This is a genomic window from Curvibacter sp. Hmag1.1, assembly GCF_059769165.1.
The window spans coordinates 3737603-3751867 of the sequence record NZ_JBMBGX010000002.1 but is presented as its reverse complement, the minus strand read 5'-3'; the positions used below and the strand labels follow the sequence as shown (position 1 = coordinate 3751867).

Annotated in this window: 14 protein-coding genes; 5 read left to right on the top strand and 9 right to left on the bottom strand. The window is 59.2% G+C overall.

Annotation, left to right across the window (positions count from 1 at the left end):
• Window positions 1–41: 41 nt before the first annotated feature.
• The 9 genes from dnaQ to uvrB form a co-directional block, all read right to left on the bottom strand.
• Complete coding sequence (dnaQ, locus tag ACOAP0_RS18150; protein ID WP_498377563.1) at window positions 42–752, bottom strand: DNA polymerase III subunit epsilon; 711 nt, start codon at window positions 750–752, stop codon at window positions 42–44.
• 8 nt (window positions 753–760) lie between these two features.
• The gene (gene fdx, locus ACOAP0_RS18145) at window positions 761–1099 is read right to left on the bottom strand and encodes an ISC system 2Fe-2S type ferredoxin (RefSeq protein ID WP_087493596.1); all 339 of its coding nucleotides are present in this window, start codon (window positions 1097–1099) and stop codon (window positions 761–763) included.
• Window positions 1100–1113: 14 nt separating this feature from the next.
• Window positions 1114–2970, bottom strand: a complete 1857-nt coding sequence (gene hscA / locus ACOAP0_RS18140) for a Fe-S protein assembly chaperone HscA (RefSeq protein WP_498377562.1) — start codon at window positions 2968–2970, stop codon at window positions 1114–1116.
• 11 nt (window positions 2971–2981) lie between these two features.
• Window positions 2982–3497 carry a Fe-S protein assembly co-chaperone HscB gene (gene hscB, locus ACOAP0_RS18135; RefSeq protein WP_498377561.1) on the bottom strand — a complete coding sequence of 172 codons (516 nt, stop codon included), beginning with the start codon at window positions 3495–3497 and terminating at the stop codon, window positions 2982–2984.
• Window positions 3494–3817 carry an iron-sulfur cluster assembly protein IscA gene (gene iscA / locus ACOAP0_RS18130; protein WP_087493593.1) on the bottom strand — a complete coding sequence of 108 codons (324 nt, stop codon included), beginning with the start codon at window positions 3815–3817 and terminating at the stop codon, window positions 3494–3496. The genes hscB and iscA overlap by 4 nt, the downstream gene beginning before the upstream one ends.
• A gap of 1 nt (window position 3818) precedes the next feature.
• Window positions 3819–4205 carry a Fe-S cluster assembly scaffold IscU gene (iscU, locus tag ACOAP0_RS18125; protein WP_087493592.1) on the bottom strand — a complete coding sequence of 129 codons (387 nt, stop codon included), beginning with the start codon at window positions 4203–4205 and terminating at the stop codon, window positions 3819–3821.
• 22 nt (window positions 4206–4227) lie between these two features.
• Window positions 4228–5448, bottom strand: coding sequence for an IscS subfamily cysteine desulfurase (locus ACOAP0_RS18120; protein ID WP_498377560.1), 1221 nt, complete (start codon window positions 5446–5448; stop codon window positions 4228–4230).
• 30 nt (window positions 5449–5478) lie between these two features.
• The gene (iscR, locus tag ACOAP0_RS18115; protein ID WP_498377559.1) at window positions 5479–6015 is read right to left on the bottom strand and encodes a Fe-S cluster assembly transcriptional regulator IscR; all 537 of its coding nucleotides are present in this window, start codon (window positions 6013–6015) and stop codon (window positions 5479–5481) included.
• A gap of 117 nt (window positions 6016–6132) precedes the next feature.
• Window positions 6133–8244 (bottom strand): excinuclease ABC subunit UvrB, encoded by a 2112-nt coding sequence (gene uvrB, locus ACOAP0_RS18110; RefSeq protein WP_498391495.1) that lies wholly within the window; start codon window positions 8242–8244, stop codon window positions 6133–6135.
• 66 nt (window positions 8245–8310) lie between these two features.
• Here uvrB and ACOAP0_RS18105 point away from each other — a divergent pair, with 66 nt between their 5' ends.
• From ACOAP0_RS18105 to rsxB, 5 genes are all read left to right on the top strand, one after another.
• On the top strand, window positions 8311–9354 hold the full coding sequence (locus tag ACOAP0_RS18105; protein ID WP_498377557.1) for an NAD(P)H-dependent flavin oxidoreductase: 1044 nt from the start codon (window positions 8311–8313) through the stop codon (window positions 9352–9354).
• Between the two features lie 107 nt (window positions 9355–9461).
• The gene (locus ACOAP0_RS18100) at window positions 9462–10670 is read left to right on the top strand and encodes an amino acid aminotransferase (protein ID WP_498377556.1); all 1209 of its coding nucleotides are present in this window, start codon (window positions 9462–9464) and stop codon (window positions 10668–10670) included.
• Between the two features lie 90 nt (window positions 10671–10760).
• The gene (locus ACOAP0_RS18095) at window positions 10761–12104 is read left to right on the top strand and encodes a hypothetical protein (RefSeq protein WP_498377555.1); all 1344 of its coding nucleotides are present in this window, start codon (window positions 10761–10763) and stop codon (window positions 12102–12104) included.
• 54 nt (window positions 12105–12158) lie between these two features.
• Entirely contained in the window at window positions 12159–13565 is a 1407-nt protein-coding gene (locus ACOAP0_RS18090; protein WP_498377554.1) for a polyhydroxyalkanoate depolymerase, read from the top strand.
• Window positions 13562–14251: an electron transport complex subunit RsxB gene (gene rsxB / locus ACOAP0_RS18085; protein ID WP_498377553.1), complete on the top strand. Its 690-nt coding sequence runs from the start codon at window positions 13562–13564 to the stop codon at window positions 14249–14251. The genes ACOAP0_RS18090 and rsxB overlap by 4 nt, the downstream gene beginning before the upstream one ends.
• Window positions 14252–14265 lie beyond the last annotated feature (14 nt).

Genomic DNA, 14265 nt, shown 5'->3' with positions numbered 1-14265 from the left:
TGATTCCGTATCAAGGAAGCCTCAAATTATATACCAAATTTTCAGGCCATCAGCTTCCAGACGGTTTTTCCTCCGCTGGACTTGTCGAGCTGACTGAGGACATCCTCGTGGGCAGCCATTTCCTGCGCATTGGCTTCGAGCACCGGGAGTTGGATGCTGCGCAAGTCGAGCTGCTCGACCACAATGCCGGCTTCCTGAGGCGCACTGCTCTCCATGATCAGGGCATCCTGCCCGCGCGTCATGTTGATGTAGACATCCGCCAGCAACTCGGCATCCAGCAAAGCGCCGTGCAATGTGCGGCCGGAGTTGTCAACTTCCAAGCGGTCGCACAAGGCATCCAGGCTGTTGCGTTTGCCTGGAAACATTTCCTTGGCCATGACCAAGGTGTCCAGCACGCCTGCTACGCAAGTCTTGAAGGGTTTACGGCCGGTGCGCCCCAGTTCCATGTCAAGAAATGACAAGTCAAAAGGCGCGTTGTGAATGATGATTTCAGCGCCGCCAACGTAGTCCACCAGTTGCTGTGCAATCTCTTCAAAACGCGGCTTGTCGCTCAGAAACTGTGTGGTCAAACCGTGGACGCGCAGCGCTCCCTCGTCACTATCCCGCCCCGGGTTCAAGTAGAAATGGAGGTTGTTGCCAGTCAGCTTGCGGTTGACCAATTCCACGCAGCCAATTTCCACCATGCGATCCGGGTTGTCCGGATGGTTGGCATAGAAGCCGGTGGTTTCGGTGTCCAGAACAATTTGGCGCATGGCTGGCCTCAGTGGTTCTCTTTGGCGTGATTGATCGAGTACTTGGGAATCTGCACCACCAGATCCTGCTGCGCCAGATAAGCCTGGCAGCTCAGACGGGATTGGGGCTCCAAGCCCCATGCCCGGTCCAGGAGATCTTCTTCTGTCTCTTCGGCTTCATTCAAAGAGCCCAAACCCTCGCGCACGATGACATGGCAGGTCGTGCAGGCACAGCTCATGTCGCAGGCGTGCTCGATAGCGATACCGTTTTCCAGCAGCGCTTCACAAATGGAAGTGCCTGGTGCAGCTTTCACTTCCGCGCCGTCCGGGCAGTACTCTGGGTGTGGAAGAATCTTGATGATAGGCATAGGGGTCAATTCGTTCAGATGGATTCGATGTTTTTGCCAGCCAACGCTTTGGTAATCCCGCGATTCATGCGCATGGCCGCAAAGGGTTCAGTCACATCGGCGAGGGCCTTCACAGCTGCTTCGATGACAGCAGGTCCTGTCGCTGCAATGGCTTGCGTCAACTGGAGCATGGCTTGGTCCACCGATGCGCGCTCAGTCTCGTCCAACAAGTCACCGTCAATGTCCAACGCACTGCGCGTGGCCAGCAACAAACGGTCGGCATCTACCCTCGCCTCCACCAGTGCGCGGGCACGCATGTCAGCCTCGGCAGTGCTGAAGCTGTCTTTGAGCATGGCAGCGATCTGGTCATCCGTCAGACCATAAGAAGGCTTCACGTCAATGCGTGCCTCCACGCCACTGACCTGCTCTTTGGCAGACACGTTCAGCAAACCATCCGCATCCACCGTGAAGGTCACCCGGATACGGGCTGCGCCAGCCGCCATGGGGGGAATGCCACGCAATTCAAAGCGGGCCAGGCTGCGGCAATCCGCGACCAAATCCCGCTCGCCCTGGACCACATGCAAAGCCAGCGCTGTTTGGCCATCCTTGTAGGTCGTGAAATCCTGGGCCATGGCCGTAGGGATGGTCTGGTTGCGGGGAACAATGCGCTCCACCAGACCGCCCATGGTCTCTACACCGAGCGACAAAGGGATCACATCAAGCAAAAGCAGTTCACCAGACGGGTTATTGCCCGCCAGTTGATTCGCCTGGATGGCGGCACCCAAAGCGACCACCTCGTCCGGATTCAAATTGGTCAGGGGCTCCTGGCCGAAAAATGCGCCCACTGCGTGCTTGATCTGCGGCATGCGGGTCGAGCCACCAACCAAAACGACGCCTTTGACTTCTTCTTTGCCCAAACCTGCATCACGCAGCGCCTTGCGCACCGCTTGCAAGGTACGGGCGGTGAGTGACTGCGTAGCTGCTTCAAACTCTTCGCGATTCAATGACAAGTCGATCTCGCCGCCGGACAGCTCCACTTCCACAGTGGCAATGTCCTCGCTGGACAAGCTTTCTTTGCACGCTCTGGCTGCTGCCATCAGGACGGCCTGATCCTCGGCGGTATCGGCGGTGAAGCCGCTTCGAACAAGAATGGCTTCTGCCAGCGCACGGTCATAGTCATCACCGCCCAAGGCGGAATCGCCTCCCGTGGACAGCACTTCAAATACACCTTGGGACAAGCGGAGAATGGAGATATCGAATGTGCCCCCCCCCAGGTCATAGATGGCGTAAACACCTTCTGCTGCGTTGTCCAAACCGTATGCAATGGCAGCCGCCGTGGGCTCATTGATAAGCCTCAGGACATTGAGACCCGCCAGCTGGGCCGCGTCTTTGGTCGCTTGGCGCTGGGCATCATCAAAATACGCAGGTACGGTGATCACCGCACCAAAAATGTCATCGTTAAAGCTGTCTTCCGCCCGGAATCGCAAAGTGGCCAGAATCTCCGCGCTGATTTCTACCGGGCTTTTGATGCCGGCAATGGTGCGGATGCGGGCCATGCCCGGCTCATCTACCAATGCATAGGGCAACTTTTCGATATGCGCCACATCCGCTACGCCGCGGCCCATCAGGCGTTTCACGGAGGCAATGGTGTTGCCGGGGTCTGTGGTCTGGCTGGCAAGCGCGTCAAATCCGATTTGCCTGCGGTCTGCATCCAGGTAGCGCACCACACTGGGCAACACCACACGCCCCTCTGCGTCCGGCAAGCACTCCGACACGCCATTGCGTACAGCGGCCACCAAGGAATGCGTCGTCCCGAGATCGATACCGACAGCGATGCGGCGCTCGTGGGGATTGGGAGATTGCCCAGGTTCAGAAATTTGCAGAAGCGCCATGGAGACTCACACTATTCAAATTGATCCAAGCGCTGATTCAGGTCTTGGGCGAACTTATCAATAAACATTAATGCCCGGACACTCGCGACCGCGGATGCAGGGTCACGGTCATAGTCCAAGCACTTTTCGCACTGTGCCAGCAGGTCCTTGCGCGCCGCTTGCACATCGGCCAGCAAAGCTTCAACCGTACCCGCCTCGCTTGCATCATCCAGCGCCTCACGCCACTCCATCTGCTGAATCAGGAATGAAGGCGGCATGGCTGTGTTGCTATGAGCCTGAATGGGAAACCCGGCCAACTCACACAAGTAGGCTGCACGCTTCAAGGGATCTTTCAAACGCTGATAGGCCTCATTGATACGCACCGACCATTGCATGGCAACGCGCTGCGCTGCAACACCATGAGACGCAAACTTGTCGGGATGGGCTTCGCGCTGAAGCTCTTTCCAACGCGCATCAATAGCTACGCGGTCCTGGGCAAATGTTTGCTTCAGGCCGAACAGCGCAAAGTCATCATCGTGCAGATTCACACGCGGAAGGACTCACCACAACCGCACTTGTCACGCTCGTTGGGGTTATTGAAACGAAAACCTTCGTTCAGCCCTTCGCGCACAAAGTCCAGTTGCGTACCGTCGATATAGGCAAGGCTCTTGGGATCTACGAGGACCTTCACGCCGTGGCCTTCGAAGATCACGTCTTCGGGTGCCAGCTCGTCCACATATTCGAGCTGATAGGCCAAGCCAGAGCAACCGGTCGTCTTCACGCCCAATCGCACGCCCACGCCTTTACCGCGCTTAGTCAGATACCGGGTGACGTGCCGTGCAGCAGCCTCTGTCAAAGTGACGGCCATATCAGTTCAGGTGCTTTTTCTTGTAGTCATCCACGGCTGCCTTGATAGCGTCTTCCGCCAGGATGGAGCAGTGAATCTTGACCGGTGGCAGTGCCAACTCTTCCGCGATCTGGCTGTTCTTCAGGGCAGCAGCTTCGTCCAGCGTTTTGCCTTTCACCCACTCAGTGACCAGGGAGCTGGATGCAATCGCAGAGCCGCAGCCATAGGTCTTGAAACGGGCGTCTTCAATCACGCCGGTTTGGGGATTGACCTTGATCTGCAACTTCATCACGTCACCGCAAGCGGGGGCACCCACCATGCCGGTGCCCACAGACTCGTCGCCCTTGTCAAAAGAGCCGACATTGCGGGGGTTCTCGTAGTGGTCAACGACCTTGTCTGAATATGCCATGTGGAATACCTCTTAATTTCAATCAGTGCGCCGCCCACTGGATCGTGGACAGGTCAATACCTTCTTTGTACATATCCCACAGGGGACTCAAATCACGCAGCTTGGCCACGTTTTGCTTGATCGTGTCTACCGCGTAATCAATGTCTGCTTCGGTCGTCCAACGACCGATGGTCATACGCAAGCTGCTGTGGGCCAACTCATCGCTGCGGCCCAACGCGCGCAACACGTAACTGGGTTCCAGCGAGGCAGAAGTACAAGCGGAACCACTGCTGACCGCAAGACCCTTGATACCCATGATCAGCGACTCACCTTCCACATAATTGAAACTCATGTTCAAGTTGTGGGGAACACGCTTTTCCTTGTGGCCGTTGATGAAGACCTGTTCGATCCCCTCCAAGCCGGCCAACATGCGGTCATGCAAAGCCTTGATGCGCTTGTTCTCTTCGTGCATCTCGGCCTTGGCAATAGCGTAAGCCTCCCCCATGCCCACGATCTGGTGGGTCGGCAAGGTGCCACTGCGCATACCGCGCTCATGGCCGCCACCGTGCATTTGGGCTTCCAGGCGGATGCGTGGCTTACGGCGCACAAACAGAGCACCGATACCTTTGGGGCCGTAAGTCTTGTGAGAGGTCAGGCTCATCAAATCGATAGGCAACTGGGACATGTCAATATCCACACGACCGGTCGCTTGTGCTGCGTCGACGTGGAAAATGACGCCCTTTTCGCGGCAAGCATTACCCAAAGCGGTCACATCTTGGATCACGCCGATTTCGTTATTCACGAACATGACGCTGGCCAGAATGGTGTCAGGGCGCATCGCGGCCTTGAAGGCATCCAGATTCACCAGACCATCTTCTTGCACGTCCAGATAGGTCACCTCAAAGCCTTGGCGCTCCAGCTCGCGGCAGGTATCCAGTACCGCCTTGTGCTCGGTTTTCACTGTGATGATGTGTTTGCCCTTGCCCTTGTAGAACTGGGCTGCGCCTTTGATCGCCAGGTTGTTGGACTCGGTAGCACCGGATGTCCAGACAATTTCACGCGGATCAGCGTTGATCAGGGAGGCGACTTGCTCACGGGCTTTTTCCACTGCGGCTTCCGCTTCCCAGCCCCAGGCGTGGCTGCGGGACGCCGGATTGCCAAAGTGGTTGCGCAGCCAGGGAACCATGGCATCCACCACCCGCTCATCGCAGGGGTTGGTGGCGCTGTAATCCATGTAAATCGGGAAATGAGGTGTGGTGTCCATAGCTGGCTCGATGCTGGCTGTCAGTAAAAATCAGGATTTAGAGAAGGCGTTGCCCAGGGCGAAGACCGAGTTGGGCGCATTCACACGAATGGGCTTGACCACAGGCATGGCCGAAATGGCACGCTTGACGGTGGGCTTGTCTTCGATTTGCAGACCCTTGTCCAACTGGTCGTCCACCAGCTTTTGGAGGGTGACCGAATCCAGAAACTCCACCATACGGGTGTTCAGGGAAGCCCACAGGTCGTGGGTCATGCAGCGGGCACCTTCGCCCAGACAGTTTTCTTTGCCGCTGCATTGGGTGGCATCAATCGGCTCATCCACCGACGTGATGATTTCCGCCACGGTGATGTCGGAGGCCTTGCGAGCCAAGGTGTAACCTCCGCCGGGGCCACGGGTCGACTCGACCAGATCATGGCGACGCAGTTTGCCGAAAAGCTGCTCAAGGTAAGAAAGGGAAATTTGCTGGCGCTGGCTGATGGCAGCCAGAGTAACCGGCCCGGAGCTTTGGCGCAGGCCCAGATCGATCATCGCGGTGACCGCAAAACGGCCTTTGGTGGTGAGACGCATCGCTTGCTCCTTCGTGGCAGGGTTGTTGACTAGCGGACTCAAGTATAGCACTAAACCCCGCAGATCACTCGGGTAAGCAGACTGATCAGTCTATTTACCCGATAGGAATAATCAACTTTACAAAATCACGACGTTGTCTGCCCCCGGCGCACCAAAAGCCTGCTCTTTCAGGATGGTCAATTGGTCCCGCACGCGCGCCGCTTTTTCGAACTCCAAGTTGCGGGCATGCTCCATCATCAGCTTCTCCAAGCGCTTGATTTCGCGGGAAATATCCTTCTCGCTCATGTCCTCCACCTGCGCCCGTTGCTGTGCATCGCGCTCCAGGCGCTCGGCTTCCTTGCCGGCCTTTTCGCTGTACACGCCGTCAATCAGATCGCGCACTTTCTTCACGATGGCCTTGGGAGTGATGCCACGCTCCAGGTTGTGGGCAATCTGCTTTTTGCGGCGGCGTTCAGTCTCACCAATGGCGCGCTCCATGGAGTCGGTGATCTTGTCGGCGTACAAAATCGCCTTTCCTTCCAGGTTCCGGGCCGCCCGGCCAATGGTCTGAATGAGTGATCGTTCGGAACGCAAAAAGCCTTCCTTGTCGGCATCCAGAATGGCCACGAGCGACACCTCGGGAATATCCAAACCTTCCCGCAGCAGGTTGATCCCCACAAGGACATCAAAGGTACCCAGACGAAGGTCGCGCAGGATTTCCACCCGCTCTACCGTGTCCACATCGCTGTGCAGGTAGCGCACCTTCACGCCGTTGTCCGTCAGGTAATCCGTCAACTGCTCCGCCATGCGCTTGGTCAGGGTGGTGATCAGCACTCGCTCGTTTTTGTCCACGCGGATACGGATTTCCTGCAGCACATCGTCCACTTGGGTGCCCGCCGGACGCACTTCCACCTCAGGGTCCACCAATCCTGTTGGCCGCACCACCTGCTCCACCACCTGACCGGCATGCTCGTTTTCCCATTGGGCGGGCGTGGCGGACACAAACACGACCTGGCGCATCTTGGTCTCGAACTCTTCAAACTTCAGCGGCCGGTTGTCCAGGGCGCTGGGCAGGCGGAAACCGTATTCCACCAGCGTCGTTTTCCGCGCCCGATCGCCGTTGTACATGCCGCCAAACTGCCCGATGAGCACATGGCTCTCATCCAGGAACATGAGTGCGTCTTTGGGCAAATAGTCCGTCAACGTTGACGGCGGCTCGCCGGGGGCCGAACCACTCAGATGGCGCGAGTAGTTTTCAATGCCTTTGCAGTGCCCCACCTCACTCAGCATTTCCAGATCGAAGCGGGTGCGCTGTTCCAACCGCTGTGCTTCCACCAGCTTGCCGGCCGACACCAGCTCTTTGAGGCGGTCCGAAAGTTCAGTCTTGATCGTTTCCACTGCGGCCAGCACCTGATCGCGTGGTGTCACGTAGTGGCTGCTGGGGTAAACCGTGAAGCAGGGAATCTTCTGGCGAATGCGGCCGGTCAGCGGGTCAAACAGCTGCAGGCTCTCGATTTCGTCATCAAACAGCTCCACGCGGATGGCCATTTCGCTGTGTTCAGCCGGGAAAATGTCGATGGTGTCGCCCCGCACCCGGAAAGCGCCGCGGCTGAAATCCATGTCATTGCGCTGGTACTGCATGCGCACCAGCTGGGCAATCATGTCTCGCTGACCCAGTTTGTCGCCGACGCGCAGCGTCATCACCATCTGATGGTAGCTCTCGGGTTTGCCGATACCGTAGATCGCAGACACGGTGGCCACGATCACCACGTCCCGGCGCTCCAGCAGGCTTTTGGTGCACGAGAGGCGCATCTGCTCGATGTGCTCGTTGATCGCGCTGTCCTTTTCAATAAAGAGGTCACGCTGAGGCACATAGGCTTCGGGCTGGTAGTAGTCGTAGTAACTGACGAAATATTCCACCGCATTCTTGGGGAAGAACTCGCGAAACTCGCTGTAAAGCTGTGCTGCCAGCGTTTTGTTGGGCGCAAACACAATGGCCGGACGCCCCAAACGCGCAATCACGTTGGCCATGGTGAAGGTCTTGCCCGAGCCGGTCACGCCGAGCAGGGTCTGGAACACTTCACCGTCTTCCACACCACTCACCAGTTGGCTGATAGCCTCAGGCTGGTCACCGGCCGGCGGATACGGCTGGTACAGCTCGAAAGGCGAATCGGGATAGCTCACAAACGTGCCCGTACGCACCTGTTCGGCATCGTCGGTTACTGCGGGGGTGGGCTGAGGGAAAGACATGGCGGCAGGCTTCAAAGGGGCAAAGGTGGAACTGTAGACTAGACCGCTCACACGCAGGAAGACGCTATGCCAAACCCCTCATTCCTGGGCACCACCCTCCCCCTGATTCAGGCCCCCATGGCAGGGGTACAGGGCCACGCACTGGCTGCCGCGGTCTGCAATGCAGGCGGCTTGGGCTCCATTCCTGCGGCGATGCTGAGCCAGGAAGCGCTTGAAAAAGAGCTTACGCAGCTCACCGCCCTCACCGACAAACCCTACAACGTCAATTTCTTTTGCCATACCCCGCCCGAGCCTGACCCGGCCCGGGAAGCGCAGTGGCAACAGACACTTCAGCCTTACTACACCGAACTCGGGCTTTCACTTGCCGGAATCGCGCCCGGCCCCGGACGCACGCCCTTTAGCGAACAAGCTGCTGATGTTGTGGAGGCCTTCAAGCCTGCGGTCATGAGTTTCCATTTCGGGTTGCCTCCCAAGACGCTGTTGGCACGCGTCAAAAGCTGGGGCAGCCGGGTGCTGGCATCAGCCACCACGGTGGATGAAGCTCTGTGGCTTCAGGCGCATGGTGCCGATGCCATCATTGCCCAAGGCCTGGAGGCAGGCGGCCACCGCGGAATCTTTTTGAATGGAGATTTGGGCACCCAAATGGGCACCATGGCCTTGTTGCCGCAGATCGTGCGGGCTGTTCGGGTGCCGGTCATTGCCGCCGGAGGCATTGCCGACGAAGCAGGCGTGGCCGCAGCCATGGCGCTCGGCGCGTCTGCGGTGCAAATCGGAACCGCTTATATGTGCTGTCCGGAAGCCACGACGTCGGCCTTGCACCGCGCAGCACTTCAAAGCCCCCAAGCCCGCCACACAGCGCTCACCACCCTCTTCACCGGGCGCCCTGCACGCGGCATCGTGAACCGGCTGATGCGCGAACTCGGCCCTTTAAACCCTGCCGCCCCCGCATTTCCGTTGGCAACCGCGGCCATTGCACCTTTGCGTGCAAAGGCAGAGAGCGTTGGCAACGCCGACTTTTCCCCATTGTGGAGCGGGCAAAACGCCTCTCAATGCGGCAATCTGCCGGCCGCTGAACTCACGCGTGCACTGGCAAAGGGCTTGGTGCGTTAGTTGCGCAGAAAAGGCACCAGCTCGGTGCCCAGTAAAATAGGGAGAACCCGCAGCGCTGACAGCGTTTACGGGCAACCCTCACGACATTCCAATCACAGGACTTATCCATGTCTCTCTTTACCGCCGTCGAAATGGCTCCCCGCGACCCTATCCTGGGTCTGAACGAACAATTCAACGCTGACACCAACCCCAACAAAGTCAACCTGGGTGTGGGCGTGTATTTCGACGACAACGGCAAACTGCCCCTGCTGCAATGCGTGCAAGCGGCTGAAAAGACCATGATGGACAAGCCCACTGCACGCGGCTACCTGCCTATCGACGGTATTGCCGCCTACGACGCGGCAGTCAAGGGCCTGGTTTTCGGTGCTGACTCCGACGTGGTCAAAAGCGGCCGCGTGGCGACCGTGCAAGCCATTGGCGGCACCGGCGGTTTGAAAATCGGCGCAGACTTTCTGAAGAAAATCAGCCCCAACGCTACCGTGCTGATCTCGGACCCCAGCTGGGAAAACCACCGCGCGCTGTTCAGCAACGCCGGCTTCCCCGTGGACACCTATCCCTACTTCGACCAAAGCGCCAACGGCGGTCTGGGCGGCATCAACTTTGACGGCATGCTGGCCAAATTGAGCAGCGCCGCAGAAGGCACCATCGTGCTGCTGCACGCTTGCTGCCACAACCCTACCGGTTACGACATCACCGCCGCCCAGTGGGACCAGGTGATCGCTGTGGTCAAGGCCCGCAAGCTGACCGCCTTCCTCGACATGGCCTACCAAGGCTTCGGCTACGGCATTTCTGAGGACGGTGCTGTTATCGCCAAGTTTGTGGCCGCTGAGCTGAACATTTTTGTGTCCACCAGCTTCTCCAAGAGCTTTAGCCTGTACGGCGAACGCGTGGGCGCCCTGAGCGTGGTCGGCAGCAGCAAGGAAGAAACCGACCGCGTCCTGAGCCAGCTCAAAATCGCGATCCGTACCAACTACTCCAACCCGCCCACCCACGGTGGTGCCATCGTGGCTGCAGTGCTCAACAACCCCGAGCTGCGTGCCCAGTGGGAACAGGAACTCGGCGAAATGCGCGTGCGCATCAAGGCCATGCGCCAGAAGCTGGTTGACGGCCTCAAGGCCGCCGGCGTGGCCAAGGACATGTCCTTCATCACCACCCAGATCGGCATGTTCAGCTACTCCGGCCTGTCCAAAGACCAAATGGTGCGCCTGCGCTCCGAGTTCGGCGTCTACGGGACCGACACCGGCCGCATGTGCGTTGCTGCCCTGAACAGCAAGAACATCGACTACGTCTGCCAGGCGATCGCCAAGGTCGTCTAAGCAAGACAGCGGGGCGCAGGCCCCATACGGGCAGCTATTATTTTGATAGCTGCCCGCGCATATTCCGCGGGCGCTGATGGAGAAAAACGCATGAAGAAACTGGCCTATGCCTTGGGAGCCCTGATGGGGCTGATGTCTTCAACTGCCGGAGCCTGGGGTAACCACACCCTGGCCGCCTACCGGGCCCTGGAGGCGATGCCCGAGGTCGTGAATGCGGCTCCGGTCACGGTGGAACCGCTGGATGCTTTCCTCAAAGCCGAGGAAAAAACCATTGAAGTGCTGCCGGCCAGCCAGGAAGCCTGGGCTGCCGCAAATTTGCAAAGTTATCCGCCCCGCCCTGCCAAACTGGCGTTCACCGCGAACCCGGACCGCAGCGATGAAGCCCGCCGCCTCGCTTTTGCCCATGCACTGCGCATTGCACCGAACAGCCGCTTCGCGCTGTTCATCCAGCCGGACCCCAAGACTGCCGTCTCCCCCGCGCCCCGCCTGCCGTCTGAAGCTGTAACGACCCTGCCCATGCTGGGCAATGCCAGCCAGAAGTTTCAGCCCCTGAAGGCCGGTGACACCGTTGCGCCGCTGGCGGTGGTTGCCAGTGCTGCCGACGAGCCTGACTACGGGCTGGACATCAACCTCTTTGAAGACAGCCCGTCCGAATGGGGCAAGATGTACGGCTTCGGGACCTTGCCCTTCGGCAATCCCTTGCTGGTGTACGGCAGCCAGGCCCCGTTCCACATGGGCTTCATGCACGAAAGCAAGGTGCTGTACACCGCGGCACCCTTCATCAAACGCACCTTTCCGCAATTGCGGGTGTACCAGTACTCCACCCTCGCCTCATTGGCCTTCCGCACCGGCCACCCGTACTGGGGTTGGCGCTTCACCGGCCTGGCGCTGCACTACTTGCAGGACCTGACACAGCCTTACCATGCCAGCCTGTCCCCCGGCGACTCGACCCTCAAGCTGCTGGCCGTGAATGCCATCTCCATGGTGGGCTTTTCTGGCATGAAAAACAACATGGTGACCCTGCTCTCCAACCGCCACCTGGCGCTGGAAAAGTACCAGGCCGAGGTTCTGTTGAATTCTGCATTGGCCAAGCAGGACACAGCAATTGACCAGGCGCTGCGCAACCCCGAGAAAGACAGCAGCTATCCCGAGTGGTACGACAACTACTTGCGCAATGTGGTCTCCGCCCAAGCAGCCGGCTATGGCAACCGCATTGCCCAGACGCTGGTGGCCAGCATGCCGGAGGGCTTTGTGTCCGACCCCTCTTTTGATTTCGGCGCCAACGAAGAAAAAGTCACCATGGTCAAAGAACTGGCCAATGCACAGCCCGAGGCCAAATCCCGCCTGGATGCGCTGGTGGCGGAGTTGCTGTCCAACTTCGGGGCCCACAGCCGCAATGCGGTTCGGGGGATACTGAAGGCCAGTAACCGCTAAAACAGACAACACTGTTATATTGCACTGCAACATTTTCCCGAAAGCGAGTTCTCCATGCTGTACCAGCTCTACGAAACCCAACGTTCCCTGATGGAGCCGTTTTCCGATCTGGCACTGGCAGCGGCCAAGCTCTATAGCAATCCGCTGTCCCTGGCCGGACAAAGCCCGTTCGCCCAGCGCCTGTCGGCCAGCTACGACCTGATGCACCGCTTGGGCAAGGACTACGAAAAACCCGAGTTCGGCCTGCGCACCATTGACGTCGATGGCGTGGACATCGCCATCCATGAGCGCGTGGAGATCACCAAGCCATTCTGTGAGTTGCGCCGTTTCAAACGCTTTACCGATGACACCGCGACCCTGGAAAAAATCAAGGGTCAGCCGGTGGTGCTGATCGTGGCGCCCTTGTCGGGCCACTACGCGACCTTGCTGCGCGACACCGTCAAGACCATGCTCAAGGACCACAAGGTCTACATCACCGACTGGAAAAATGCCCGTTTGGTGCCCCTGTCGGACGGCGAATTCCACCTGGATGACTACGTCAATTACGTGCAGGAATTCATCCGCCACGTGCAAGGCAAGTACGGCAATTGCCACGTCATGAGCGTGTGCCAGCCCACCGTGCCCGTGCTGGCCGCGGTGTCGCTGATGGCCAGCCGTGGTGAGACCACGCCCCTCACCATGACCATGATGGGTGGGCCCATCGACGCCCGCAAGTCCCCCACAGCGGTGAACAACCTGGCCATGAACAAGAGTCACAGCTGGTTCGAGAACAATGTGATTTACCGCGTGCCCAGCAGCTTCCCGGGTGCGGGGCGCCGCGTCTACCCCGGCTTTTTGCAGCACACCGGCTTTGTGGCCATGAACCCCGACCACCACGCCAAGAGCCATTACGACTATTTCAAAGACCTGATCAAGGGCGACGACGCATCCGCCGAAGCCCACCGCAAGTTCTACGACGAGTACAACGCCGTGTTGGACATGGACGCCGACTACTACCTGGAAACCATCCGCGTGGTGTTCCAGGACTTTGCGCTGGTCAGCGGCACCTGGGATGTACGAAGCGAAAAGGGCAAGATCGAACGGGTCAAGCCCTCGGACATCACCACCACGGCTCTCTTGTCGGTGGAAGGCGAGTTGGACGACATCTCGGGCTCCGGCCAGACCCGAGCGGTGCACGACATCTGCAGCGGCGTCCCCAAGTCGCTACAAAAGCACTATGAGGCCATGGGCGCCGGTCACTACGGCATCTTTTCCGGTCGCCGTTGGCGCGAGATGGTGTACCCGCAGGTCAAGGCCTTCATCAAGAGCCACGACAAGCCCGCGAGCGCACCCAAAGCCGTGAAGGTCACTGCGGCAGCCCCGGCAGTGGCTTCTGAAGCAAAAGTGCCTCCAGCGCCCGCCAAGACTGCGCGAGCAGCTACCAAAAAAGTAGCAAGCAAGCGGGTCAGCACCGCCAAGTGAGTACCGTCCCGGAGGCTGCGCCAGCGTTGGCGCAGCAGCTTCTGGACGCACTGCCGCAAACCCAGTGCACCCGCTGCGGTTACCCCGATTGCGCCGCATATGCCGACGCCATGGCACGTGGTGAAGCCCCCATCAACCAATGCCCGCCCGGCGGTGCAGAGGGTATTGCACGTTTAGCTGCCATCACCGGCCAACCCATCATTCCTCTGAATCCGGAATTCGGGCTGGAGGCGCCACGCACCGTGGTGTTCATCGATGAAGACTGGTGCATAGGCTGCACCCTGTGCATCAAGGCCTGCCCCACCGATGCCATCATCGGCAGCAACAAGCGCATGCACACGGTGATCGAGCCTCACTGCACCGGCTGTGAGCTATGCCTTCCCGTGTGCCCGGTGGATTGCATCATGGTGGAAACCGTTTCCGGCGAACGTACCGGTTGGGCGGCATGGAGCCCCGAAGAAGCTGCCAACGCTCGCCAACGCTACGAAAGCCGGCAGGTGCGGCAAGCGCGCGAAACGGAAGACCATGCCCGGGCGATGGAGGCCAAAGCCCGCATGAAGCTGGCTGACCTGCCCGCCCATTCCCAGCACACCGATCCGGCTATCCTGGACAAAAAACGGGCGGTGATCGAGGCGGCCCTCGCCAGGGCGCGCGCCCGCAAAGCCACACCCGGCACAGGCAGTTGAAGCGGGCAGGTGAA

Coding starts and splice junctions, on each gene's coding strand:
- iscA (WP_087493593.1), bottom strand. CDS start 3,817: ATGGCCGTCACTTTGACAGAGGCTGCTGCACGGCACGTCACCCGGTAT.
- ACOAP0_RS18100 (WP_498377556.1), top strand. CDS start 9,462: ATGTCTCTCTTTACCGCCGTCGAAATGGCTCCCCGCGACCCTATCCTG.
- ACOAP0_RS18120 (WP_498377560.1), bottom strand. CDS start 5,448: ATGGACACCACACCTCATTTCCCGATTTACATGGATTACAGCGCCACC.
- dnaQ (WP_498377563.1), bottom strand. CDS start 752: ATGCGCCAAATTGTTCTGGACACCGAAACCACCGGCTTCTATGCCAAC.
- ACOAP0_RS18105 (WP_498377557.1), top strand. CDS start 8,311: ATGCCAAACCCCTCATTCCTGGGCACCACCCTCCCCCTGATTCAGGCC.
- ACOAP0_RS18090 (WP_498377554.1), top strand. CDS start 12,159: ATGCTGTACCAGCTCTACGAAACCCAACGTTCCCTGATGGAGCCGTTT.
- iscU (WP_087493592.1), bottom strand. CDS start 4,205: ATGGCATATTCAGACAAGGTCGTTGACCACTACGAGAACCCCCGCAAT.
- ACOAP0_RS18095 (WP_498377555.1), top strand. CDS start 10,761: ATGAAGAAACTGGCCTATGCCTTGGGAGCCCTGATGGGGCTGATGTCT.
- iscR (WP_498377559.1), bottom strand. CDS start 6,015: ATGCGTCTCACCACCAAAGGCCGTTTTGCGGTCACCGCGATGATCGAT.
- uvrB (WP_498391495.1), bottom strand. CDS start 8,244: ATGTCTTTCCCTCAGCCCACCCCCGCAGTAACCGACGATGCCGAACAG.
- hscA (WP_498377562.1), bottom strand. CDS start 2,970: ATGGCGCTTCTGCAAATTTCTGAACCTGGGCAATCTCCCAATCCCCAC.
- fdx (WP_087493596.1), bottom strand. CDS start 1,099: ATGCCTATCATCAAGATTCTTCCACACCCAGAGTACTGCCCGGACGGC.